Annotated in this window: 24 protein-coding genes, 2 tRNA genes and 1 pseudogene; 10 read left to right on the top strand and 17 right to left on the bottom strand. The window is 67.4% G+C overall.

Annotation, left to right across the window (positions count from 1 at the left end):
• Positions 1–142: 142 nt before the first annotated feature.
• The 4 genes and pseudogenes from ACRAKI_RS00985 to ACRAKI_RS00970 form a co-directional block, all read right to left on the bottom strand.
• Positions 143–1,138, bottom strand: coding sequence for an NAD(P)-dependent alcohol dehydrogenase (locus tag ACRAKI_RS00985; protein ID WP_447005163.1), 996 nt, complete (start codon positions 1,136–1,138; stop codon positions 143–145).
• The gene (locus ACRAKI_RS00980; protein ID WP_447005162.1) at positions 1,135–1,356 is read right to left on the bottom strand and encodes a helix-turn-helix transcriptional regulator; all 222 of its coding nucleotides are present in this window, start codon (positions 1,354–1,356) and stop codon (positions 1,135–1,137) included. The genes ACRAKI_RS00985 and ACRAKI_RS00980 overlap by 4 nt, the downstream gene beginning before the upstream one ends.
• Complete coding sequence (locus tag ACRAKI_RS00975) at positions 1,356–1,775, bottom strand: hypothetical protein (RefSeq protein WP_447005161.1); 420 nt, start codon at positions 1,773–1,775, stop codon at positions 1,356–1,358. The genes ACRAKI_RS00980 and ACRAKI_RS00975 overlap by 1 nt, the downstream gene beginning before the upstream one ends.
• A gap of 319 nt (positions 1,776–2,094) precedes the next feature.
• Positions 2,095–2,400: pseudogene (locus tag ACRAKI_RS00970) on the bottom strand (GNAT family N-acetyltransferase); the annotation flags it as partial.
• Positions 2,401–2,817: 417 nt separating this feature from the next.
• On the opposite strand from ACRAKI_RS00970, the gene ACRAKI_RS00965 reads away from it, so the two are divergent.
• From ACRAKI_RS00965 to ACRAKI_RS00955, 3 genes are read left to right on the top strand one after another with little or no spacing between them, the layout of a single operon-like run.
• On the top strand, positions 2,818–3,381 hold the full coding sequence (locus ACRAKI_RS00965) for a hypothetical protein (protein ID WP_447005160.1): 564 nt from the start codon (positions 2,818–2,820) through the stop codon (positions 3,379–3,381).
• Between the two features lie 60 nt (positions 3,382–3,441).
• Positions 3,442–3,933 (top strand): winged helix-turn-helix domain-containing protein, encoded by a 492-nt coding sequence (locus tag ACRAKI_RS00960; RefSeq protein ID WP_447005159.1) that lies wholly within the window; start codon positions 3,442–3,444, stop codon positions 3,931–3,933.
• Complete coding sequence (locus ACRAKI_RS00955; RefSeq protein ID WP_447005158.1) at positions 3,912–4,517, top strand: transposase; 606 nt, start codon at positions 3,912–3,914, stop codon at positions 4,515–4,517. Before ACRAKI_RS00960 ends, ACRAKI_RS00955 begins: the two co-directional genes overlap by 22 nt.
• Positions 4,518–4,638: 121 nt before the next feature.
• Here ACRAKI_RS00955 and ACRAKI_RS00950 read toward each other — a convergent pair whose 3' ends face one another.
• A complete protein-coding gene (locus tag ACRAKI_RS00950) occupies positions 4,639–5,616 on the bottom strand; it encodes a PIN domain-containing protein (protein WP_447005157.1) in 978 nt (325 codons plus the stop codon).
• Complete coding sequence (locus ACRAKI_RS00945) at positions 5,594–6,604, bottom strand: ParA family protein (protein ID WP_447005156.1); 1,011 nt, start codon at positions 6,602–6,604, stop codon at positions 5,594–5,596. Before ACRAKI_RS00945 ends, ACRAKI_RS00950 begins: the two co-directional genes overlap by 23 nt.
• A gap of 490 nt (positions 6,605–7,094) precedes the next feature.
• Between ACRAKI_RS00945 and ACRAKI_RS00940 the strand changes: the two genes are divergently transcribed.
• Positions 7,095–7,442, top strand: a complete 348-nt coding sequence (locus tag ACRAKI_RS00940; RefSeq protein ID WP_447005155.1) for a hypothetical protein — start codon at positions 7,095–7,097, stop codon at positions 7,440–7,442.
• Positions 7,439–9,067, top strand: a complete 1,629-nt coding sequence (locus ACRAKI_RS00935) for a relaxase/mobilization nuclease domain-containing protein (protein ID WP_447005154.1) — start codon at positions 7,439–7,441, stop codon at positions 9,065–9,067. The genes ACRAKI_RS00940 and ACRAKI_RS00935 overlap by 4 nt, the downstream gene beginning before the upstream one ends.
• 8 nt (positions 9,068–9,075) lie before the next feature.
• On the opposite strand, the gene ACRAKI_RS00930 is transcribed toward ACRAKI_RS00935, so the two are convergent.
• Both ACRAKI_RS00930 and ACRAKI_RS00925 read right to left on the bottom strand, forming a co-directional pair.
• Entirely contained in the window at positions 9,076–10,359 is a 1,284-nt protein-coding gene (locus ACRAKI_RS00930; RefSeq protein ID WP_447005153.1) for a hypothetical protein, read from the bottom strand.
• Between the two features lie 26 nt (positions 10,360–10,385).
• Positions 10,386–10,877: a hypothetical protein gene (locus tag ACRAKI_RS00925; RefSeq protein WP_447005152.1), complete on the bottom strand. Its 492-nt coding sequence runs from the start codon at positions 10,875–10,877 to the stop codon at positions 10,386–10,388.
• A 66-nt stretch (positions 10,878–10,943) separates the two neighbouring features.
• Here ACRAKI_RS00925 and ACRAKI_RS00920 point away from each other — a divergent pair, with 66 nt between their 5' ends.
• Positions 10,944–11,798 (top strand): helix-turn-helix domain-containing protein, encoded by an 855-nt coding sequence (locus ACRAKI_RS00920; RefSeq protein ID WP_447005151.1) that lies wholly within the window; start codon positions 10,944–10,946, stop codon positions 11,796–11,798.
• 52 nt (positions 11,799–11,850) lie between these two features.
• A complete protein-coding gene (locus ACRAKI_RS00915) occupies positions 11,851–12,051 on the top strand; it encodes a transcriptional regulator (RefSeq protein WP_447005150.1) in 201 nt (66 codons plus the stop codon).
• Positions 12,052–12,107: 56 nt separating this feature from the next.
• On the opposite strand, the gene ACRAKI_RS00910 is transcribed toward ACRAKI_RS00915, so the two are convergent.
• Positions 12,108–12,512, bottom strand: coding sequence for an Imm10 family immunity protein (locus ACRAKI_RS00910; RefSeq protein WP_447005149.1), 405 nt, complete (start codon positions 12,510–12,512; stop codon positions 12,108–12,110).
• 179 nt (positions 12,513–12,691) lie between these two features.
• Here ACRAKI_RS00910 and ACRAKI_RS00905 point away from each other — a divergent pair, with 179 nt between their 5' ends.
• Complete coding sequence (locus ACRAKI_RS00905; protein WP_447005148.1) at positions 12,692–13,582, top strand: helix-turn-helix transcriptional regulator; 891 nt, start codon at positions 12,692–12,694, stop codon at positions 13,580–13,582.
• Complete coding sequence (locus tag ACRAKI_RS00900) at positions 13,579–14,793, top strand: tyrosine-type recombinase/integrase (RefSeq protein ID WP_447005147.1); 1,215 nt, start codon at positions 13,579–13,581, stop codon at positions 14,791–14,793. Before ACRAKI_RS00905 ends, ACRAKI_RS00900 begins: the two co-directional genes overlap by 4 nt.
• 106 nt (positions 14,794–14,899) lie before the next feature.
• On the opposite strand, the gene ACRAKI_RS00895 is transcribed toward ACRAKI_RS00900, so the two are convergent.
• From ACRAKI_RS00895 to ACRAKI_RS00865, 7 genes are all read right to left on the bottom strand, one after another.
• Positions 14,900–14,975: transfer RNA gene (locus tag ACRAKI_RS00895), tRNA-Arg, on the bottom strand.
• 38 nt (positions 14,976–15,013) lie between these two features.
• Positions 15,014–15,103 (bottom strand) — tRNA-Ser (locus ACRAKI_RS00890).
• Between the two features lie 128 nt (positions 15,104–15,231).
• The gene (locus tag ACRAKI_RS00885) at positions 15,232–17,229 is read right to left on the bottom strand and encodes an acetoacetate--CoA ligase (RefSeq protein ID WP_447005146.1); all 1,998 of its coding nucleotides are present in this window, start codon (positions 17,227–17,229) and stop codon (positions 15,232–15,234) included.
• A gap of 59 nt (positions 17,230–17,288) precedes the next feature.
• The gene (locus tag ACRAKI_RS00880) at positions 17,289–18,053 is read right to left on the bottom strand and encodes an ESX secretion-associated protein EspG (protein ID WP_447005145.1); all 765 of its coding nucleotides are present in this window, start codon (positions 18,051–18,053) and stop codon (positions 17,289–17,291) included.
• The gene (locus ACRAKI_RS00875; RefSeq protein ID WP_447005144.1) at positions 18,050–19,405 is read right to left on the bottom strand and encodes a PPE domain-containing protein; all 1,356 of its coding nucleotides are present in this window, start codon (positions 19,403–19,405) and stop codon (positions 18,050–18,052) included. Before ACRAKI_RS00875 ends, ACRAKI_RS00880 begins: the two co-directional genes overlap by 4 nt.
• Positions 19,405–20,112, bottom strand: coding sequence for a hypothetical protein (locus ACRAKI_RS00870; RefSeq protein ID WP_447005143.1), 708 nt, complete (start codon positions 20,110–20,112; stop codon positions 19,405–19,407). The genes ACRAKI_RS00875 and ACRAKI_RS00870 overlap by 1 nt, the downstream gene beginning before the upstream one ends.
• Positions 20,113–20,286: 174 nt before the next feature.
• Positions 20,287–20,964 (bottom strand): dienelactone hydrolase family protein, encoded by a 678-nt coding sequence (locus ACRAKI_RS00865; protein ID WP_447005142.1) that lies wholly within the window; start codon positions 20,962–20,964, stop codon positions 20,287–20,289.
• A 121-nt stretch (positions 20,965–21,085) separates the two neighbouring features.
• Here ACRAKI_RS00865 and hisC point away from each other — a divergent pair, with 121 nt between their 5' ends.
• Entirely contained in the window at positions 21,086–22,153 is a 1,068-nt protein-coding gene (hisC, locus tag ACRAKI_RS00860; protein ID WP_447005141.1) for a histidinol-phosphate transaminase, read from the top strand.
• Positions 22,154–22,157: 4 nt separating this feature from the next.
• On the opposite strand, the gene ACRAKI_RS00855 is transcribed toward hisC, so the two are convergent.
• Positions 22,158–22,907, bottom strand: coding sequence for a sulfite exporter TauE/SafE family protein (locus ACRAKI_RS00855; RefSeq protein ID WP_447005140.1), 750 nt, complete (start codon positions 22,905–22,907; stop codon positions 22,158–22,160).
• Positions 22,908–23,004 lie beyond the last annotated feature (97 nt).

Raw genomic sequence — 23,004 nt, 5'->3', positions numbered from 1 at the left:
ACCTTCCCCGCCACCGGCTCGGAGTTCGCGGTGGGCGATCTCGGCGGCGACGACGGCCGGCTCGCGCCGTGGCTGCTGCCGAACACGATCACGTGCGACGACCGCCCACCGGTCGTGTCCCCGCCTGCCCCGTCGGAGTGGACTACGGGGTGACGACGGCGTGACCGCGCACGCGGCCCCGCCGGACGTCCTCGACGGCGGTGGCGGCGTCGGACAGCGGGTACGTGCGGTCCAGCACCGGCGTGAGCTTGCCCGCCTCGATGAGGTCGCGGAGCAGCACCAGGTCGTCGAGGCGGTCCTTGTGGACGAGTGGCCGCACCTTGATGCCGAGGAAGGGCGCCGCGACGATCGCGCGGATCCACCGATCGACGCCCATGAACCACCGGCCGCCCGTGCCGCCGACGAGCGCGACCGTGCCACCGGGTTTGAGGAGGCGTTGGAGGGTGCGCAGCGGGGGGTTGCCGTAGAGGTCGAGGACCACGTCGAAGCCGGTCACGGCTGGGCCGGCTGCGACCGACGGGCCGGCTGCGGTCAACAGGCCGGTGGCGTAGTCGAGCACGTGGTCCGCGCCGAGGTCCCGGACCATCCCCGCCTTCGCCGCGCCGCACACCGCCGTCACCTCGGCGCCGTAGTGCTTCGCCAACTGCACCGCGTACGTGCCGACGCACCCCGAAGCGCCGGTGATCAGCACCTTCTGCCCCGCACGGATCTGCCCCTTGTCCCTGACCGCCTGGAGTGCCGTGAACCCCGCGATCGGCACTGCCGCCGCCTGTTCGAGCGTGAGGTTCGCGGGCTTCACCGTCACCTGGCCCTCGGGCACGGCGGCGTACTCGGAGAACGCGCCGTCACACCACCCGAACACCTCGTCACCGACCTCGATGGTCGTGACGCCCTTCCCGACCGCCTCCACCGCGCCGGCCAACTCCAGCCCCGGCACCCTGTTCTTCGGCCGCCGCAGTCCGACCGCCGCCCGTGCCGCGTAGGGCAGGCCGCGCAGCAGGTGCCAGTCGGTCCCGGAGACGGCCGCAGCCCGGACGCGCACCAGCACCTCGCCGTCCCCCGCAGCGGGTTTCTCGATCTCGGCGAGCCGCAGCACTTCTTCCGGGACGCCGTACGCATCCTGGGTGATCGCTCTCATTCGTCCTCCGGGTACTGGAACACGTCGCCGAGCGGGACGTCGAAGACCCGGGCGATCTGGAACGCCATTTCGAGTGAGGGCGAGTAGCGACCCTGTTCGATGGCGATGACGGTCTGGCGCGTGACGTCGATGCGCTTGGCCAGTTCGGCCTGCGTCATCTCGCCGTGCGCGAAGCGGAGGGCGCGGATGGAGTTGGTGATCCTGGTCGGCTTGCCCACTAGAAACCCCGCCGGTAGGCGACCAACTTGACCGCGGCGCCGAACACGGCCCACGACGTGAACACGGCGTAGATCGCGTTGGCGATCCAGAAGTGCGGGACCTCGGCCAGGGCGAGCCCGAACGGCAGCACCATGCCGACGCCGAGCACGCCGCCCGCCACGTGCTCCCCGAACCGGTCGATGTCCCGGTCGCGCGCGTCGGCCTTGTAGCTCTCACTCGGCCGCGCCACCTCGACCACGATCCGGCCGACGACGGCCAGCCCGACGGAGATCCCGATGGACCACAACATGGGCGCCACGTACGACACGCCCGTGACGGCCCCACCACCGGCCCGACTCATGACGACCAGGACGTACCCGAGGAAGGTCAGCGCGCTGACCACCAGGTACACCCAGGTCCCCTTCTCCTCGTAGGACACCGGACCACCCCCATGTAAAGGAAACTTGACATGGGAAATGTATGCACTGCTTGACCTGGTGTCAAGTATTTTTGACACCAGGTCGGCGGTCGGACGTCACCCGCCACGCCTGATCCGATCCGCCATCACCAGCTAGGCGATCAGCCGGGTCACCACGTACGTCATGACCTGGCCGACGAGCAGGCCCAAGGCGGCGGCGGACGCGCCGAGCAGCGCGAACAGCGTCACCCGGGACACCTGCCCCCGGCGCCCGGGGTCAACTCGTCAACCAGCAGCTCGGCGAGGTCGAACCCGGCCGCATCGCGAGCCGTGCGCGCCCCTAACCGGCAGGTGGTGCGCAGGGGGAGAAGTCACAACCTGCGAAGTCGGTCACCGGGACGTACCCGATGCGCCCGTAGAGGGCGTTGCTGGTGGCGTTGGCGGGATCCGCGAACAGCACTACGTCCGTCGCTCCGGCGGCCAAGGCGGCCCGGCTCACCTCGACCGCCACGGCACCCGCGTAACCACGTCCCCGGAGGTGCGTCGGGGTGTAGACGGGGTCCACCCGGACCATGCCGGCCACCATCGACGTCGAGCCCGCCATGGAGACCGGGGTTCCGTCCGGGTTTTCCCAGAACGTGAAGTGCTTGTCGGCGAAGCGCGAGTCGGCCCACGAACCGGCGGGCGCCTCACCGACGTCCGCGACGAACTACGACCTGGCTCTCCGCCCCTTCACCGAACCTGAAGACACCCATCACCACGGCCTGCGAGCATTGCCGCCCGTTGACCAGCACGAGGGGCAAATAACGCGGCTACGACCGGCAAGGAACGGCTTCACGAGGGGCAGCACTCGCCCCCGAACCGTCCTTAACCCTCCAGAGAACCGTCCTTCACGCGAGCCCGCGCCCGAGGCGCGCTCGCCTAAGCCGCCCTGCGGCGAATGCGACGCCCGCGACTCCGACCCGATTTCCGCCCGCGTCATCTGGCTGGACGAAGACCGAACCCGCTCGGTCTTCTGCGCCCGCTGCCACCCACGAGCCACTGGAACCAGGGAGGCGGCCCAGTGACCGCGCCCGACCCGGAACTCGTCACCCAGATCCGCCAGGCCCTCGAAACGGCGCGAGCAGCAGGCGAACCACCACCGGGCCGCCCCACGCTGGTACGCCTCACCGGCGCCACCGATCACGCGGTCCGCAAGGCCCTGGCGGAGCTGGCGACGGAGGCCACCAGCCCTGGCCACACCTCTACGCCACCCTCACCAGCCACCACACCAGCCCGAACCACGGACGGCCGCCTGGTGGCCTGGGCAGGCTTCGTCTTCGGCTCCGTCATGTCGATCGCCGCCAACGTCCTCCACACCTGGCTACCAGCCGAACACCACCCCGCCGGCTGGTCACCAGGGCTGGCACCCCAGATCGGAGCCGCAGTCTGGCCCATCGGCCTCCTGCTCTCCGTCGAAGTCCTCTCCCGCGTCCACTGGCCGAAGGGCTGGCAATGGACCCTCGCCCGCTTCGGCGGCACGGGCACCGTGGCCCTCGGCTCAGCCGTCATCTCCTACGGCCACCTCCGAGAGCTCCTCCTGGCCTGGCACTACGGCCCACTACAGATCTTGAAAGGCCAGGGTTGATCCTGGGGTTCTCGGCGTGTCCTGCGTGGTCGTGACCGGTGAGTGGTCTACGCAGGGGTGATGCGATACGCGGATGGTGGTGGTCTGTCCGAGCGGGGCAGGGCCAAACGCGAAGTGGTCCGGTTACAGGCGGCGGAGTGGTTCGGCCAGGACGTGCCGGTGGCGGAGATCGCCCGTCGACTGCGGGTGTCGACCAACGCGGTCTACACCTGGCGACGCCGATGGCATGCCGGGGGTGACGCGGGGCTGGCGTCGAAAGGGCCGGGCGGGTCGTCGTGCCGGCTGGACGAGCCGCGGTTGGAGCGGCTGGCCAGGGCGTTGGACCAGGGCCCGGCCGCGCACGGGTTCGGCGACGATCAACGCTGGACCCTGGCCCGGGTCTCCGATCTGATCGCCCGACTGTTCCACACCCGCTACACGCTGCGCGGGGTGTCGTATCTGTTGCACCGCATGGGATTCTCGCCGCAGGTGCCCACGCACCGCGCGGTCGAGCGCGACGAAGAGGCGATCGTCACCTGGCGACGGGAGACGTGGCCGGCGGGAAAACGGTAGCGGCGGAACGGGGAGCCTGGCTGTGCTTCGAGGACGAGGCCGGACAGACGCTGCGTCCGCCGAAAACCAGGACCTGGGGCCGACGCGGACACACTCCGACCGTGGCGGTCTCGGGCAAGGGCTCGGGCCGGATCTCCATCGCCGGACTGGTCTGCGTCCGCCCCGGACACCGACCCCGGTTGATCTACCGCACGGTGATCCACCGCGGCCGCAAGGGCGAACGGCGCAGCTTCGCCGAGACCGACTACGCCGCCCTGCTCGACGCCGCCCACCAGCAACTCGACGGACCGATCGTGCTGATCTGGGACAACCTCAACACCCACACCAGCCACGCCATGCGCGGCCTGATCGCGACCCGGGACTGGCTGCACGTCATCCGATTACCGCCCTACGCCGGCGAGCTCAACCCGACCGAACACGTCTGGTCACACCTCAAGCGCAGCATGGGAAATCTCCTCGTCCACGGCATCGACCACCTGGCCGCGATCGTGAAGAACCGGCTCAAGCGGATGCAGTACCGGCCTGACCTGATCAGCGCCTTCTTCGCCCACACCGGGCTGGACCTCGAACCAGAACCCCCGTAATGCCAACCTTTCAAGATGTGTAGCAGCGGCAGTCGGCCCGCTGGTCCTCGACGGCCTCATGGTCATCTCCGGCTTCGCCCTCTTGGCGATGAGCCGATAGTCACGACGAAAAATCCATAAGCTAACGAATTTTTAGCTGCACATCCGCGAAGGTCAGTGCTTCAAATTCAAACGTTACGTCACCTTGACTACGGTACAACCAAGCAGATGCTTTGCCGGGCACAGGGGAACTCGGTGGAGGAAGCTCGTCGTTCGCCGGGTCACTAAGGCAGCCGAACTCGATATCCATCTGAGAAAGGCGCACATCCTGAACTTGATAAACCCGCCTCTCTTTGACGCCATTCACAGATAGCGAAATCGGCTGCGGCAAATCTCGATCGCGCACCGCCACCTGAGCGATTACGAGGAGCTGATCTTCAACATTCGTCTCACTGATTAGACCCTGGAGATCAGAAAATGTAAGGTCTTTAACTTCCCCCTCTGGCGCCAAATATCCGACGACACGCTGCACCGATGTGAAGTAAATAAAGCGCTCGATCGTACCGCCAAGTTCTTCGCGCAATTCGCCCCTAAGCTGCACTTCTCCGCCCTTTGAAGCGAAATCGCTCACATTGCTGGAAACGAAATAAGTCTTTTGTCCAGGGTTTTCCAAATGTCCGCGCTTCACCGTCAACCATATCGCTGAATCCCGACCACCTACAGCTGATCCTGCGTCAGTCGAGCGAGCAGGAGCAACGCGAGAGGCTTCCCGATGAAGAGCTTCAAGCGCGTCATCACCGCTTGTTTTGATTACTTCCAACGACTCCGTCAGTTCAGTTCGCCATTCCTCTACCGCATCATCCGCACTAGGGATATAGTAATCGAAACCCTCGACATCTAATACTTTAGCCGTATCGCGAATGGCAGCACCTAGCCCATCTATAGCTTTTTGCGCCAGCGTCTTCCGCTTATTCAACGATTCAGCAAGAGTGATATCGGTTATGCAAACTCGCACTCCACTTAGCATCGATACTCTGAGCAGGGCAGAAAGGAGCGGATTTGAGTGGATACTGCCCCGCTGAGGTAGTACACACGTATCAAGTATCAATACTTGCGGCATTGTCCGCAACCTCGTTCATGCGCCTGATTACCTCGCCCACCAGGCTTTCGAATAGCTCTAGAGTGTCCCGTGCTCGCGTGAACTGGGCTCCACGAGCTTCTGTACCCGTAAGCTCGAATACAGCCGACCGGTTACGCTGGGCCATCGGGATCAAGCTGGAGAGATTACGCACTTCGCCGATTTGACCAGGACCAGCTGGCGTTGGAACACCAATCTCAGCAAGCTGCTTCCGAATCCCGGAATTATACTGCTCCGGAATCTGCGCGATCCATCGACGGTAGGCTTCGGCAGGACGCTTGCGATATACGGCGAACTGTTGACTTATATAACCCAACGGCGATGGCTTCCCAGGCGGCAAAGGAAAACCGAGATTAAGCTCTCGACGCTTCGCGGAGCCTTGTGCGATTTCCCATTCTTCGACCCAACGGCTAACACTTTGACCGACGCTAGGCAGCGCGGTCAATGAAAAAAGATCCGGTGCCATTGGGATAACAAACCCGGCAGCAGCAAGGAGTGCCGCTCGATTGAAGGCGCCAACATTAGGACCTAGGTCAAGAAAAACGTAGTCAGCGGAGACCGAATCACCGACCGATTGGATCAACCTCTGCACGGCTGTGCTAACCCGAAATCCGCGCGGGTTTCCGGCGAGAGCACTAGTCCACCCTTCCGGCGCAATCTCTTCAAAAACACTAAGCGAGATATGCCCTGGCAGCACCCAGGCAGCGTCTCGAATCTTTCGCGGTCGAATCGTCGCAACATCACCAGATCCCTCAACCAGAGGAGAGAGCCCATGATAGATCGTTCGCTCTTCCGCGTATACTTTTTCGATAGCAGAATCCGACAAGCTGATACTAGTCAAATTCGCCTGCGCATCTCCGTCAACAAATAGAATGCGTTTGCCTTGCTGATGGAGAGCAAGTCCAAGGTTGAAGAGTAGTGTTGTCTTACCAACACCTCCCTTATGGTTATAAAAAGCGACGGTTTTCAACCTGCCCACCTTCACATTAGCCACTTGGTGTTGTCGAAGCCACCATAGTATGCCATGCACCGCGAGATTTACCTACCGTCCTGGGCGATGACGCTTCCCGGACGATCATCGCAGTCCATCGCTTCGCTATCTGAGGATTGCGAGGGCCACTAGGTAACAGTGCTTATCCGCTTGTTGATAGCCAAGACCGCCCTCAAAGCTGGCCTAGCTTCCCGCGACGGCATGCATGGAATCCGCAGAGCAAGATAGGAAAAAGAGTGCCTCTTCACCCGAACATCGGGCAGTATGTGGCAAGCTGAAAACCTGGGGCAAGCACCTCGGAAGAGTATGAGTACGACCGCCAGGTGGCCCACCTGCCTGGCGGTGACGGTGTCATGCATGACGTCGTCTTAGACGGTGTCGGGGGGACACGGTTATGGGTGGGCGTGAGCAAGGACGATTGGGGTACCGCGAGCACGCTGCTGGAGAGCGGCGGGCTCGGCGTGGTGCCTTGCGGTACACCGACGCTGAGTGGGCGGACCTGTGCAAGGTCGCCGCTGCGGAGGGGATGAAACCCGGAGCATGGGCTCAGCAGGCCGCGCATCAAGCCGCGGTGCGGAAGCTGCAAGGTGAGCCGATCGGAGATGGTCAGGTACGCGAGCTGCTCGCGGAGCTTCGCGAGGATCGGCGAGTGCTGGCCAATGTGGGGAGCAGCCTCAACCAGGTTGCCAAGGTCGCAAACTCGACCGGTCGAGTCGATAGTGCTGCCGCTATTGCCACGATGCTTCGTGTTGTGGGCAATGTGTTGAGGGCACATGACGCCATGGTGGCGTCGATCTGGTCGAGGCTTCACCGATGATCGCCAAGGTCGTTCGTGGGTACCGGCCAGCCGGACTGATCCGGTACCTGTTCGGACCTGGCAAGGCCGAGGAGCATCGGAACCCTCGAATTGTTGCGGCTTGGGACGGTGCCACTTGGGCGCACCAACCGGAGAAGGCTGCGGCTGTCCGAGTGGATGGTGAGATGGTCGAGCCGGGTGAGTTCGACTTCGTGCTTAGGCCGCTGATCACCACCATGCAGGAGTGGCCGCGAGTGGCTGGATTGCCGATGAGCACTCCGCGGGCGATCACTGACGAGTGGGCTGAGCGGGTTCGACTTGGCGACGTGCCACCCGATGCTCCCGCTTGGGTTCGGTACTACAAGTGGGACGCCCGGAAGAAGGCCATGGTGCTGCGGCCGGGGTACGTGTGGCACACGCCGGTTCGCCTTCACCCAGGGGATCGGACGTTGAGCGATGAGGAGTGGGAGCGCATCGCTGAACGGTTGATGAAGGCCACCGGGATTCACCAGGCCGGGTGTCGGTGGATCGCTGTGCGGCACGCTGATGATCACATCCACCTCATGGCCACACTTGTCTCCGAGGTCACCGAGAAGCAGTTCACGCCCTTCCGCGACTTCCTGGCGCTGAGGAAGGAGTGCCAAGCACTGGAACGTGAGCTTGGTCTGACGCCTACGGCAGGGATCGACAAGACCGCCGCAGTGGCGCCTACTCGGCAGGAGAAGGGCAAGGCCGAGCGGCTGGGGCGGAAGGTGACGGCTCGGGAGAAGTTGCGGCTTGTCGTTTCCCAGGTCGCTGCGACGAGCAGGAGCGGTAAGCAGTTCCTGCGTGAGTTGAAGCGGGAAGGGTTGAGGCCGCAGGTTGTGTCTGGCGATGGCGGTCGGGTGCTCGGGTACACGGTTTCCCTGCCTGGGGATCTCACCAAGAGGTCGGAGCTGGTCAGGTACTCGGGGTCGAAGCTTGCCGCTGACCTCACCTGGCCGAAGCTCACCGATCGTTGGGCTTCCATACTTCCACCCGATGCGTTGGAACGAATCGACGGCGCATGGGCCACTCCTGAGCAACGCCAAGCCGCTATGGAGGCGAGCACCAGGGCCGTGGTGCACGTTGTCGAAGCGTTGCGGACCGGCGCTGTATACGAGGATCTGGGCGGCATCGCACATGCCACTGGTGAGTTGCTGGCGGCTCTCGCTCGCGGACGGGAACGGCGTTCGGGTGGTGTGTTGACCGGCCTGGTCGTCCAATACGACCGCGCGACCAGGACACCTCATCAGGTACTGCCTGAGCGGGTGGGACCGCTGGCGCGCGACCTGCGTAAGGCAGCGAGAGTGGTTGCCGCAGTGGGTGTGCTGACTGCCCGCGGCAGTGAAGGGTTGGCTGCGGTTGCCCTACTGGCTGCGATGGCGCTGCTGATCGTGCTGATCGCAACCTGGCTTCAAGCTCGCAACCAGACTCATCAAGCTGCTGCGGCCAGTCGGGTGGCTCCTGCGCTGGGCAAGTTCAGCAATGCGGAGAAGGCGAGGTTGCCGGTCATCGTCAGGCGCCCTGCCACTCGTCCAGCAAGCGGCGCGCAGCTTCTGCGTCCGCAGGTGGGAGGACGGCCGGTGGTGCCGAATCCTCATCGGCCGCGTGGGCCAGGTCGTTGAGAGAACTGCTATCGGCCGAGCAGAGTGTCGTGGATGTGATCGTCCAACTCGGCTACGAAGGGCTCCTCGCGCCACGGTCGTAGGCGCCTGCGAGCAAGACCGATGCGCTGGGCCGGTACTCGACCGCCCGTGGTGGCGGTGATGTCCACGGCTTCGTGGAGGAGGGTGACGCAGGCTTCGGCGTCGCCGAGGTGGAGACGGGCCAAGGCGAGATCGGTAGCGCCGATGCCCCGCTGAACCGCGTCGCGTGCGCCGGTGAGGCCGGACAGCGAGCGGGTGAGTAAGTCGTCGGCACGGTGTGCTTGGCCGCCGTAGAGGGCGCACAGACCTTCGAAGCCGCTGACTCGGTCGGCGTTGAAGGCCGCGAAGGGATCGCCTACCGAGAGCTGTTCGATGGTCTGACGTGCGCGGTCGAGGGCCACGGTTGCGTTCGTTGAGTTGCCGGCGCGGGCTTGGACCTCGGCGTGGACGGCATGGGCTCGGGCTCGGATGGCGTGGCTGGAGCCGCGGTGGGCGTCGACGGTGGCCGCCCGGGCCAGCTGGAGAGCGGCGTTCAGGTCGTCGGTGGCGTGCAAGGTGACCATCGTGTGGCTCGTGCGCACGGCCGCCAGGCGGCTGCGGTCGAGTAGGCGTGCCGCAGTGACTTCGGCATTGCGGTAGAGCGCCACAGCTACTTCATCGTCGCGGGTCTCGAAGGCCAGGCGGGCGGCGAGCGCATAGGCATCGGTGGCCAGCATGAGCAGCTCAGTGGTGGGTTGCGGCTGGATCAGCAGCTTGCGGCACGTGTGGAGGACCGGCGCCAAGAGCAGTTGGAGGCGAACGAACGGGGTGGAGCCGACCTGCTGGTTGAGGTCGGCGACGGTCACGGCCAAGTGGTCGACCAGGTCTTCAGTCGGCTGCGCCGGCGTTGGTTGGCTGCTCACGTTCGCGTGTGTGATGGAATCGACAAGTCGGTCGATCCGCTGGGGCGAGGTACCGAAGTCGCGCAGGACGTCCAGCAGCTTGGCGAAGTCGGAGTCAGGGCCGAGTGCTGATGCTCCGGTCGGGGTCTTCGAATAGATCCGCGCGAGGAGGTACTGGTAGCGGTCTCCGGGCTTCGTGCGGTCCGTCGGGCTTTCCCAACGGGCGACGGTGCGCTGGATGCTGGACACCGGGAGGGTGGCCGGTGATCCCATGCCGAGGTCACGGGCGGTGTGGCGCAGGGCGCGAGCCAGGTCGGCCCAGGACCAGCCGCGTGATTCGCGCAGCCTGCGCAGGCCGGCGGCTCCCAGTTCACCTTCGACGGCGGTCACGGATGCATTAGAGCACCCATTCTCCGTCAGACCGGTACCACCAACCGTGGCTTTCCCCGATCGGCTGCGTAGTTCAGCGTGTGCCAGGTCCCGGAAGTTCGCTCTGTGCCCAACGGAAAGCCAATGACGAACTCGCTGCGGTCGACCATGTACGCGTTGCGGGCGTGGTAGGCCGGGGTGCCGAGGGCTGGTGCGGCCAGCTCGATCACCTCGGTCAGGCGGGTGCGTGCACGCCATCGCTCGATTGATGAGGAAGCCGGTTGAGGCTGGTCAGCGACTGTGCAGGGCACGACCACGGTCAAGGTTGCCGACGTGTGCTCGGCCAGCCAATCCAGCGTGGCCGTGTCGATGCCGACGGCACCTCCGATGTAGAAGTGCGCGGTCGCGAAGGGCAGCAGGTAGTCGCGGAAGAGTGCTTGAAGGCGGTCGTCGTCTTCATCTGAGATGGAGCGCGTTCCGGTGATGGTGATGTCGCGAACCACTCCATGCCGCCTTTCCGCGATGTCATCGAATGTCATCTGCCGCGTCCACGCACCCAAACGATCTCATGGCTCGGCAAGCCGTCCACGTGACGAAGGGGTGCCATGGAGACCGCGATCGAGGAGAAGCAGACGGCTCGGCTGAGCACGGCCCGTAGCCGGGAGTTGGGTGAGGAGCTACGCCGTGTCCGTCACCGGGCCAGGTTGTCGTCTGCGTTCCTCGCCGAGGCGCTGGGGTGGTCGGTGGGCAAGCTCAGCAAGCTGGAGACCGGCAGCCGGGGCACGAGTCTGTGCGAGATCAGCACACTGATGGGTCGCTGTGGTGCGGACAAGCCGACCCGCGACCGTGTCCTGGCCATCGCGAGTGAGGCGGAGTCAGGCAGCTTCCTGCGACTGCACGGCGGCTCCCCCGACTCACTGCTGGCGCTGTCCGTGCACGAGCAGACGGCGCGCACCGTGACGGCGTATGAGCCGTTGACGATTCCCAGCCTGGCGCAGACCGAGGACTACGCACGCACGCTGGTCGGCAACGCATCCGTGGTCAAGGCGCGCATTTCGCGGCAAGAGGCGCTGGGGCGACCGGGCGGACCACTGACGGTTCTGTTCGTCCACGAGGCGGCGATCCGGCTGGTTGTCGGAGGCGACCAGGTGATGCGAGACCAGATGCTGCACCTGACCTTGATGTGTGGCTGGGCTCAGATGAGCGTTCGAGTGATTCCGATGGCGAGCCAGGCTTATGCATGCCTGCGGCACCCGGCCGCACTGATGACCTTCGCGGCGCCGATCAAGCCGGTTGCGTACGCGGAGAACGACACCGCGACCGTCTTCCACGACGCCCCTGACGTCGTCCTCGCTTACGAGGCCAAGATGCGGCAGTTGGAACGCCTGGCGCTCGACGCCAAGCAGTCGCGCGCGGTCTTCGCCCGGTGGGGCGATGCCTACGACCGGAAGAACCGCTGACACAGCGATGTCATACACAGTCAGGCTTCGCACCGCCCCATTCCTCCAAGCCGTGCGGTCCGCGCGACTGCACTCGGACTACGCTCTGGCCAAGGCGATGGGCCTCGACCGGTCCACGGTCGGCCGTGTGATCAAGGGCCAGCTTCAGCCGGGTCCGGCGTTCATCGGCGGAGCGCTGAGCGCACTGGACAGGCAGTTCGACGATCTGTTCGAGGTCGTCGAAGTATCGCGACCACGGACGACCGACTCGTAGTCACCAGCCCGATCGACCTGCTCCCGGTGAAGTCCGAGGACAGGAGTGACAAGACATCAGCGCAGGTTCACCAGAACCGGGCGGTCGGCCGGACGGCCCCAGTCCAGAACTCCCGGCAGACCCGTGAAGAACGCGGCTACGTCGTCGGCCGGGCCGTCCAGCGTGATCGCGAGCTGCTCCGGCAGATCGAGCAGCGACGCGGCATCTGCGGCGATCCGGAGGTGGAGGGTGTTCCCATCGCGAGCCGCGCGCAGCACGCCGCCGTAGTGCGTCCGGCCACCGCTGACCAAGCAGTAGGTGTCCATGCCCAGGGCGATGTCCTGCTCGTCCGGCTCGTAGTCGGTCCGCTGGATCAGCAACACGAAGCCGGCCCCGTCGTCGCTCTCCGCCAGACCGATCTCGACCACCTCGTCCACGTCATCCTCGACGTAGCCGAAGAAGCGCACCGTCGTCCGCAACACCGCTCCTCCGGTCACACCCAGGACAGGACTCGAGATGGTTCAGTCGGAGACCTTATGCCGTGTCGTCCGACAAGTTGCGGATGATCGACGCCGTCACGACGCGGTAGCTGGTGCGGAGTTTGATCACTCTGGCTGGGAAGTCCCCGGTGGTGATCAGTTCGTAGGCGTGACTGCGTGAGATGCCGAACGCACTCGCCGCCTTCGCGACGTTCACTGTCGCGGGCCACCGCCTGACCTCATCGAGCGTCGGGCGCCATGGGTCCTTGTTCTGCCTGGTCATCGAACGATCCCCCCTGATCGTCGAGCTGCCATTACTCCATTCGAGTGTGCGTCGATGTTCGTCTGTCTGTCAAGCGAACCGACGAGCTGGCATACTCGGCGAGGTGACAGAGCCGCAGTCGGTCGGGGCCGTCGTCGGGGAGAACCTGGAGCGCCTGCGGAAGCGCGCGCGGCTCACCCAGCACGAGACGGCTCGGTTGTTCTCGCGGCGGGGCATCCCCTTCAGCCGCAGCAAGATCGCGGCGCTGGAGGCCGGTGAGCGGCCCAACCCGAACTTCGCCGACGTGCTGTTGATCGCTCACACATTCAACGTGGAGCTGGCGGAGCTGTTCGAAGGTGACGGGCCGGTGGCTGTCGCCGAGCACTTCACCCTGAGCCGACCACTGATCAAGGACTTCATCCGGGGAATCGCCGCCGGTGGGCGGTCGGAGCAGTGGGATCCGAAGACACGCCGGGACGAGCTGTTCGGGCTGTCCGCGATCCGGGCTAAGGGTGAGGCGTGGTTCGCGGCCAAAGTGCAGGGGACCGAAGCGGACAACACCCTGGCCAACCGGCTCGGGGTCTCGCCCAAGGCGGTGGTCGACGTCGCTCAGAAGCTCTGGGGACGGACGCTCACCGACGAGCGGGACGCCCAGCTGGCCGACCTCGGCGACATCGACATCAACGAGCGCCAGGCCCGCCGCGGGCACATCACCAGACTGCTGTCACAGCAGGTCCAGGCCGAGCTTGATCGGCGTGGGCTGATCGTGAAACCAATCGAACCAGTGGGACCGACGGAGGAGGACGAGTGAGTGACCCGATCAAGAAGATTACGTTGAAGGACGGGACGGTGAGATATCGGTTCGTTGTGGACATCGGCCGCGACCCGGCGACGGGCAAGCGGCAGCAGAAGACGTTCACGTTCGACACCAAGCGCGAGGCCCGCGTCGAGTACGACAAGACCCGTCACAAGGTCAACGAGGGCACCTACATCCGGCCCAGCAAGGTCACGGTCGGCGAGTACCTCGATGGGTGGTTGGAGGGTGCGACGCGCGACCTTCGGGCGTCCAGCAAGCGCAGCTACCGGGACGCGCTCCGACCCGTCCGCGAGCAGTTGGGCGCCACACCGATCCAGAAGGTCACCAAGGCCGACATCGAGCGGATGGTCACCTGGATGCAGACGGAGGGAAGGCGTCGTGGTGGCAAGCGGGGGACAGGGCTGGGGCCGCGCAGCGTGCGGTTGACGTTGGGCAGGCTCACGGCCGCGTTCGAGATGGCGACGCTGGAGGGACTGGTAGCGCGCAACGTCGCCAAGCTGGTGAAGCCACCGAAGTACAAGCCGACGAAGCCCGACACCTGGTCGAAGGACGAGGTGCGACTGTTCCTCCTGAAGGCCAAGGAGGACCGGTTGGACGCGGCCTGGCGGCTCACCCTGTACGGGCTTCGCCGCGGTGAGGTGCTCGGGCTGCGGTGGGACGAGGACGTCGACTTCGGCACGTTCGCCAAGGCGTGCAGCACGCACGAGGTGAAGTGGTGCGTGGACTGCTACATCGAGGGCACAGCGACCGTGCACGTCCAGCAGGCACGCGTGCTGGTTGAGGGCAAGGTGTTGATCGTCCCGCCCAAGTCGGAGAACGGGTTCCGCAAGCTCCCGCTCGACCTCGCGGCGGCGTCGGCCCTGCACACGCTCAAGGTCAAGCAGGCCGAGAAGAAGCTGGCGGTCGGCGAGGGGTACAGGAACAGCGGCTACGTCGTTGTGGACGAGGTCGGCGAGCCAGTGCACCCCGAGTGGTACTCCGACGAGTTCGGGCGACTGGCGAAGCGAGCCGGCGTGAAGCGGATCGTCCTGCACGAAGGACGGCACACGGCGCTGAGCCTGATGGAGAAGGCCGGAGTCCCGATCTCGATCGTCAGCAAGTGGGCCGGGCACTACGACACGGCGTTCACGTACTCGACCTACGTTCACGCGAGTGATCAGGATCTCAACACGGGCACCGAGGCGCTCGGCAAGCTCTACGGCTGAGCAGCAGTACGAGCGTTCGTGTGAAGATGTGAGACAGCAGCCCCCCACAACACAAATCAGGACCCCGTTCCGTTAACCGAAACAAGGCCCTGACCTGTACTTACCCTGGTGCGCTCGGCAGGATTCGAACCTGCAACCTTCTGATCCGTAGTCAGATGCTCTATCCGTTGAGCTACGAGCGCATCGTATTCAGTTGTCACCCGGCCGAAGCCGGGTGTTGCGGAGGCTCCGGGATTTGAACCCGGGATGGGCGATAAACCCAAACCGCATTAGCAGTGCGGCGCCATAGACCAGACTAGGCGAAGCCTCCCGGAGCCCTCGGCTACGACGCATAGATTACACATGACCCCACCGCCCTAGCAAAACGCCCCCCTCCTTGCGGTGTCTGCCCTGGTCAGGGGGCATGCCACAGCACCGAGGGGGGCGTTCAGGGCCAGGTCAGGGGGTGATGGGGTGAGGTAGGTCTCGTGCCAGATCGAGGAATGGGTTCAGCGCTGCCGGGTTGCGGAGGGCGTCGAGGCTGACCGCCCGCTCCGGCGGAGTGCCCGCCAGGATCTTCTTCACCGGGACCTCGCACTTCTTGCCGTTGAGCGTCCTCGGGATCTCCTCGACGGCCACGAACCGGTTCGGCACGTGCCGCGGGGACAGGTTGGTCCGCAGTTCCGCCCGCAACCGCGGTTCGAGGGTGTCCAGGGTCACGCCCGGGTCCAGGACCAGGAAGCACAACAGCTCCCCGTCGGTCTGGCCGGCGCCTGACGTGTCGATGACGAGCGAGTCCGCGACACCGGGCAGGCCCTCGACCACCCGGTAGAACTCGCTGGTGCCCATCCGGACCCCGCCTCGGTTCAGGGTCGAGTCGCTGCGGCCGTAGATGACCGCCGAACCCCTGTCGGTGACGCGGATCCAGTCTCCGTGCCGCCAAACGCCCTCGAACGTGGCGAAGTACGCGTCGTGGAGCTTCGTCCCGTCCTCGTCACCCCAGAAGAACACCGGCATCGACGGCATGGGCTTGGTGATCACCAGTTCGCCCACCTCCTCGACCACGGGCTCCCCCGATTCGTCGTAGGACTCGACCGCGGCCCCCAGCGCCCGGCAGGACAGTTCACCCAGCCAGACCGGCAGGTCCGGGGCCGCCGCCACGAAGGCGGTGCAGAGGTCCGTTCCGCCGGAGACCGAGGCGATCTGGACGTCCGACCCGACCGCCGACGCGATCCAGCGGAAGCCCTCGGGGGTCAGGGGCGCGCCGGTGGACCCGACCACGCGCAGCGCGGTGAGGTCGTAGCGGGACGCCGGGCGCAGGTCGTCCTTCAGGCACGACTGGATGTACGGCGCGGACGTCCCGAAGTACGTCACGCGGTGCTGTTCCGCCAGGTGCCAGAGGACGTTGAGGTCCGGGTGCGCGGGGCTGCCGTCGTACAGCACGATCGTGGACCCGACGAGCAGGCCGGAGACGAGGAAGTTCCACATCATCCAGCCGGTGGTGGTGAACCAGAAGAACCGGTCTCCCGGCCCGAGGTCGCTGTGCAGGGCGAGCATCTTCAGGTGCTCCACGACGATGCCGCCGTGCCCCTGCACGATCCCCTTCGGCAACCCCGTGGTCCCGGACGAGTACAAAACCCACAACGGGTGGTCGAACGGCACCGGCTCGAACGCCAACTCGGCGCCGTCGTGCGTCGCCAGCAGGGAGTCCCAGGTGACGACCCCGGGAAGCGGGGTGCCGCCGACGTAGTCGACCATCACGGTGGCGCGCAGGGACGGGATCTCCGCCCTCAGCTTCTCCACCGTCGGCCGCACGTCGAACGCCCGCCCGTTGTACCGGTACCCGTCCACGGTCACCAGCACGGTCGGGGAGATCTGGGTGAACCGGTCCGCGATCGCCCGCGCCCCGAAGTCCGGCGAGCACGACGACCAGGTCGCGCCGAGCGACGCCGCCGCCAGGAACGCGATCAGCGCCTCCGGCGAGTTCGGCACCAACGCCACCACCCGGTCACCCGGGCGGACGCCCAGCTCCACCAACCCGGCGCGCACGGCGGCCACCCGGCGACGCAGCTCCCCGTAGGTCAACTGCGACGACAAGCCGTCCTCACGGTGGAACACCACCGCCAGGTCACCGTCCGGTCCCCTCAGGGCGTGCTCGGCGTAGTTCAGCGTGGCGCCGGGGAACCAGACCGCCCCCGGCATCACCGGAGCCTCCAGCACGCGCGTGGGCGGGCTGTGGAACACCACCTCGAAGAACTCCGCGACCGCGCCCCAGAACCCCTCCAGGTCGGACGTGGACCACTCCCACAGCGACTCGTAGTCGGGGAAGTCCAGCCCCTTGGCGTCGGCCAGCCAGGAGCGGAACGCGGTCATCCGGCTGTCCTGGACCCGATCGGGGTCCGGACGCCACAGGAGTTCCGCCTCGCCGGCGGCGGCGCCGGCACGCATCTCGGTCATACCTGAAGTTCCTAGCCGATCGGACGGCCGGGAACCACAGCAGGCATCCACACACCGGATCAGTTCCGGCCGGCGCCTGCCACCAGTCCCTCGACGGCGGAGATCAACCGCTGCGCGTCCGCCGGCGCCACGACCAGCCACCCGTCGTCCCGCCGCACCAGGTAGCGGCCCTCGGCGGTGTCGAGCCACGACACCGCGGAACCCGTCGGGTGCAGGTACCCCGCGCGGTTGCGGGCGATCACGCCGACCTGGCCGCCGCCGCTGCGGGTCGTCACGGCGCGCATCAGGGTGTTGGCCTCCGGTTCGCGCAGGCCGGCGCCGCGCAGCACGTCGAGGAAACCCTCGCTGCCCTCGCTCTCCCCCGCCTTGCCCGCGGCCAGGTAGTCGTCCCAGCGCACGTTCACCGAACGACCGCCGCCGGGCCGCGCGGGCGGCAGGGTGTTGACCGTGGTGGCGGCCAGCGCGGTCGGCCGGAACCCGGCGACCTGCACCTGGCTGCCCAACCGGCCCGCGAACGCGCCGTGCCACGCGGCGGTGGCCAGGCCGCGCGCCTGTTCACCGCGCAGCGTGAAGAACACCTCCAGCCCGATCTCGAACTCGGCCAGGCCGCGCAGCAGCCCGTACAGCTCCTCGTCGGGCCGCTCGACCGTGCCCAGGCCCCGGGCCGCCAGGTCGCGGGACGCGGTGTCGACCAGCCTGGCCCGTTCCTGCTGGGTGTGCCCGAAGTGCCTGGTGCCGAGCGGTACCGGGTGGGCGTCGCGGTGGACGGCCTGCCAGAGCAGGAAGAACTCCACTTCGCTGAGCCGGAAGACGCGCTCGGTCACAGGCCGATCACCGGGGGTGCGGCCTTGCGGTCGACGCCGAAGACGTTGTCGTCGTCCTCCAGGTAGTTGGGCCGGTTGCGGGCGCGGTCCTCGCTGCCGCTGCCGGCGACGGGCGGCGGGGCGGCCATCGGCGCGGCGCCGATCATGCCCGCCTGCGGCGTCACCGACTTGGGCGCCTGGAACTGGCTGGTCACGTTGCCCGGGGTGGCCGGGGCTCCCCGGTCGCCGAGCGCGCCCGAGGCCGAGCCGGGACCCGCCATCGGACCCGAGCCGCCACCGGCCGAGCCGACCGGCGTGGGCATGGACACGGCTCCGCGACCACCACCACCGCCGCCGCCTCCGGTGAACCCGCTGAAGCCGCCACGGCCACCACCGGTGGAGCCGCCGGTGAAGCCACCGCGACCGGACTGCGGGGACGTGCCGTCAGGACGCCGGCCGCCGGGGTTCGCCACGACCGGGTTGCCGGCCGCACCACCGCCGCCGTCGGCCACGGGCGGCGTGGTCGGCGGCAGCACGGGCGGGGTCGGCGGAGGGGTCGGCGCGACCGGGTTGGTCGGCGGGCTGAACGACGGCACGGTCCGGTCGACCTCGTACGAGTTCAGCTGGAACATCGCCATGACCTCGGCGGCCTGGCGGTGCGTCGCGTCGGCGGTGAGCACCGAGTCGACCGCGGGCGCGGCGATGGTGTCGATGCCGGTGAACGCGCCGGGCGTCCGCGCGGTGAGGCTCGGGCCGGCGACGCGGCCGTCCCCCGCGACCGGGGACACCGTCCGGTAGCCCAGGTCGTCCATCCCGCGGCCGATCAGCGGCGACCGGGGCGTGGCGATCGGGGTCGGGGTGGCCACCGGCGCGGACGGCACGTCGGCGACCGGCGTGACGATCGGCGGCGCGGGTGCGGGCGGCGGCATCATCTCGCGTGCCGTCTGCACGTGCTCGATCTCGGTGGCGATGCACTTGGCCACGTTGTCGGCGTGCTCACTGGTGTGCAGCGCCCACTTCTCGACCGACTCCAGCGCCTCGCGGGCGCGTTCGGCCGACTCGCCCTCCCACGCCTGGGTGGACCGGCCGATCGCCTTGGCCAGCAGTTCCTGCACCTCGCCGAGCGCCTTGCCCACGGTGGCCCAGTCGGTCTGGGCGCTGCTCGCGGCCTTGAGGTCGACGCCGGTGTTGACCATCTCCCACAGCTGCTGGTGGCTGTAGGTCATCCAGTCGACCTTCTGGCCGAGGTCGGTGCGCTTGTCGTGGCCCTGGCCGCCGCCGTGCCCACCGCCATGACCGCCGCCGTGACCGTGACCGCCGTTGCCCTGGCCGCCGTGAGCACCGTGGTTGCCGCCGTGCTTGTTGTCGCCCATCAGCCCTTGGCCTCCCCAGCCGACCGGAACGCGTTCGCCGCTTCGTCGTCGGCGCGCTCCAGGTTCCGCGCCGCTTCGCGGATGGTCTCCTCGACCTCGAAGAGCACCTGCATGAAGTCGCCGATCACCTTGACCGCGGACTCCTCGTTGCCCACCGCGACCTCGCGCAGTCGGCGGCTGATCGCATCGCTCACCCAGTTGTTGCCGAACTTCAGCTCGACGTCGAGGTTGTTGACCGCCCGGCTGTGCACGTTGTCGACCAGGCTCCGGGCCTGTGAGATCAGCTTGACCAGGTCCTCGACGCCCTGCTTGTCCAGGTCGAGCTGGACGGACTGCTTGTCCACCGCGTCGAGCGCCGTGGTGGCCTTGGCCAGGTCGGTCTGAGCGGCCTTCGCGAAGCTCTCCCCGGCGAGCGGCGTCACCGCCGGTTCGGCACCCGCCGGCTCGGTCGGCACCGCTGCGGTCGAGATCGGTGCGGCGGCCACGGGGGCGCCGGTGAACCCGGCCGGGAGGGTGACGGTGGCGCTCGGGTCGACCGGCGACGCGGGGGCAGGCTGGGCGGGGGCAGGTGGGGCGGCAACGGGCTGGCCCGCGACAGGGTTGCCCAGGACGGGGTTGCCCGGGACGGGCACGTCACCCACCGGCGCCTGCGTCGCGAAGACGGGCTGCGCCGCTCCGGACAGCGTGAAGCCCGGCGGTATCTGCACCGTGGGTGCACCCGCCGTGAATGAGACCGTGTTCCCGTCGCTCATCACTACCCCCTGCACTGCGCTTCGCCGCAGGCCCACCGCGCGTTAGCCGCGTCGACCGAATGACCCTTCCGGACGCCCTCCTTAGATGTACCGGGAAGCCGGTTCGGTTCCAAGCCGCCGACCAGTTGCTCAGCGGAGGTGCGAGTCGAACCAGTTCAACGCCCGCTGCCACGCCTCCGCGCTCGCACCCGGCGTGGTGTCGAACCGGTGGCTGGTGTCGGAGAACCGGACCACGTCGGTCGCCACCGGGGCCGCCGCCGCCGCGTCGCGCAGCTTCTCCACGTCGCTGAACGCGATCTCGGTGTCGTCGTCCCCGTAGAGGCCGAGCCACGGGCACGTCAGCTCCTCCGCCACCTCCACCAGCGACGGCAGCCCTTCGGCCAGCGGCTCCAGGATGCCGCCGCCGCCGACCGTGACCGCGGCGCCGATGGTCCGGCTCCCCGCGACCACCATCGCGACCGACCCGCCGAGGTCGAAGCCCATGACGCCCATCCGGTCCTGGCTCACGCCCTGTTGCCCGAGCCACACGAAGGCGACGTCGGTGTCGGCCAGCACGTCCTCGCCGGACAAGGTGCTCACCATGGCCGGCGCCTCGTCGCCGGACACCTCGTCGTAGAGGTGCGGAGCCACGGTCAGCCACCCCTCGGCCGCGAGGGAGCTGACCAGGCCGCGCACGGTGTCGGTCACGCCGCGTGCCTCGTGGAGCACGACCAGGCCGCCGCGGATTGCGTTCTCCGGCTCGGCGACCGTCAGCCTCAACTCGCGGCCGTCGGTCAGGGAGAGCGTCTCGGTGCGGGTAGCAGTCATGGGCCAACCCTTCCACGTAGGGGTAAACGGGAGTCAACGTGAGCATCGGTACGGCAGGTATGCCCCATCCGGGTCTTCCACGGGCTAACGTCCAGCTCAGAACCCCGAAGGGAGCCCTTGGATGACCGTGCGAACCCGCGCAGATCTCGTGGCCCTGCCCGCGTACGTGCCCGGCAGGACCATCCCCGGCGCGATCAAGCTGGCCAGCAACGAGGTGTCGGCCGGACCGCTGCCCAGCGTGGTGCGGGCGATCGCGGACGCGGCCACGGCGGTGAACCGCTACCCGGACACCGCCGCCACCGAGCTCGTGGCGCGGCTTGGCGACAAGCTGGGTGTGCCGGTCGGGCAGCTGGCCGTGGGCTGCGGCTCGGTGACGCTGTGCCAGCAGCTGATCCAGGCCACCTGCACCGGCGAGGACGAGGTCCTGTTCGCGTGGCGCTCGTTCGAGGCGTACCCGATCGTCACGGCGGTCGTCGGCGCGCGGCAGACCAGGGTGCCGCTGACCGGGGGTCACGAGCACGACCTGGACGCGATGGCCGCCGCGATCACGCCGCGGACCCGGCTGGTGTTCGTGTGCAACCCGAACAACCCGACCGGCACGGCGTTGCGCGCGGCGGAGATCGAGCGGTTCATCGAGCGCGTGCCGTCGGACGTGCTCGTGGTGCTCGACGAGGCGTACAAGGAGTTCGTGGACGACCCGGGGGTGCCGGACGGCGTCGAGCTGGCGAAGGCGCAGTGGGCGGCGGGCCGGGACAACGTGGCCGTGCTGCGCACGTTCTCCAAGGCGTACGGGCTGGCCGGGCTGCGCGTCGGGTACGCGGTGGCGTCGCCCGCCGTGGCCGAGACGCTGCGCAAGGTCTACGTGCCGTTCAGCGTGAACGCGCTGGCGCAGGTCGCGGCGCTGGCGTCGTTGGACGCCGAGGACGAGCTGATGGCGCGGTGCCGGGCGATCGTGGCCGAGCGGACGCGGGTCCGGGACGCGCTGCTGGCCGCCGGGTTCGAGGTGCCGGAGTCGCAGGCGAACTTCGTGTGGCTGCCGCTGGGTGAGCGGACGGCGGCGTTCAACGAGCACTGCCTGGCGCACAAGGTGGTGGTGCGGGCGTTCGTCGGTGACGGCACGCGCGTGACGATCGGCGAGCCGGAGGAGAACGACGCCTTCCTCGCCGCAGCCACGTCCTTCACCGGCTGAGCTGTCACCGGGTGAGCATCTGAGCGATGGCCACGACTCCCACCACCACGATCACCGCGCGCAACGCGGCCGGTGGGAGTCGGCGGCCGACCTTCGCGCCCAGTTGACCGCCGATGACCGAGCCGACCGCCAGCAGCAGCACGGCGAGCCACGCCACGTCCGCGATGAAGATGAACAGCACGCCCGCGACCAGGTTGACGAACGCGGTCAGCACGTTCTTCAGGGCGTTCATCCGCTGGATGTGCTCGCTCATCAGCACGCCCATGAGCCCCATCACCAGCACGCCCTGGGCCGCGCCGAAGTAGCCGCCGTAGATGCCCGCGAGGAACACGCCGATCCACAGCGCGAGCCCGCCGTGCTCCTGCCGCTGCCGTTCGGCGAGCTTGCGGTTGAGCCACGGCTGGGCGATCACCAGCACCAGCGCGATGGCGATCAGCACCGGGACGATCGCGGCGAACGCGTCCTCGGGCAGCACCACGAGCAGGATCGCGCCGACCACCCCGCCGAGCACCGACGCGGGCAGCAGCCGCTTCACCCGTCCCGCCTGGCCGACCAGCTCACGCCGGTAGCCGAACGCGCCGCTGAGCGAGCCGGGCACCAGGCCGAGGCTGTTGGAGACGTTCGCCACCACCGGCGGGTAGCCCACGGCCAGCAGCACCGGGAACGTCACCAGCGTGCCGGAACCGACCACCGTGTTGATCCCACCGGCGAACACACCGGCCAGGACGACGACGATCGCCTCCAGCGCCGTCACGGCAACACTCCCCGGTGTCCTCGCAGTTGGTTGGCGACGCTAACACCGCGTCCGGCGGGGTGTGGTGTGGTTCTTGCGACACCGCGCCCCGCGGCAG

The sequence above is a fragment of the Saccharothrix isguenensis genome, assembly GCF_052936305.1.
The sequence above is the reverse complement of the archived record's forward strand: the minus strand, read 5'-3'. Positions and strand labels throughout refer to the sequence as shown.

What these genes read in the sequence shown, in the direction of transcription:
- ACRAKI_RS00985 (WP_447005163.1), bottom strand. Translation starts at nt 1,138, where the DNA reads ATGAGAGCGATCACCCAGGATGCGTACGGCGTCCCGGAAGAAGTGCTG.
- ACRAKI_RS00960 (WP_447005159.1), top strand. Translation starts at nt 3,442, where the DNA reads ATGCGATACGCGGATGGTGGTGGTCTGTCCGAGCGGGGCAGGGCCAAA.
- ACRAKI_RS00950 (WP_447005157.1), bottom strand. Translation starts at nt 5,616, where the DNA reads ATGCCGCAAGTATTGATACTTGATACGTGTGTACTACCTCAGCGGGGC.
- ACRAKI_RS00935 (WP_447005154.1), top strand. Translation starts at nt 7,439, where the DNA reads ATGATCGCCAAGGTCGTTCGTGGGTACCGGCCAGCCGGACTGATCCGG.
- ACRAKI_RS00925 (WP_447005152.1), bottom strand. Translation starts at nt 10,877, where the DNA reads ATGACATTCGATGACATCGCGGAAAGGCGGCATGGAGTGGTTCGCGAC.
- ACRAKI_RS00920 (WP_447005151.1), top strand. Translation starts at nt 10,944, where the DNA reads ATGGAGACCGCGATCGAGGAGAAGCAGACGGCTCGGCTGAGCACGGCC.
- ACRAKI_RS00905 (WP_447005148.1), top strand. Translation starts at nt 12,692, where the DNA reads ATGCCGAACGCACTCGCCGCCTTCGCGACGTTCACTGTCGCGGGCCAC.
- ACRAKI_RS00885 (WP_447005146.1), bottom strand. Translation starts at nt 17,229, where the DNA reads ATGACCGAGATGCGTGCCGGCGCCGCCGCCGGCGAGGCGGAACTCCTG.
- ACRAKI_RS00875 (WP_447005144.1), bottom strand. Translation starts at nt 19,405, where the DNA reads ATGGGCGACAACAAGCACGGCGGCAACCACGGTGCTCACGGCGGCCAG.
- ACRAKI_RS00865 (WP_447005142.1), bottom strand. Translation starts at nt 20,964, where the DNA reads ATGACTGCTACCCGCACCGAGACGCTCTCCCTGACCGACGGCCGCGAG.
- hisC (WP_447005141.1), top strand. Translation starts at nt 21,086, where the DNA reads ATGACCGTGCGAACCCGCGCAGATCTCGTGGCCCTGCCCGCGTACGTG.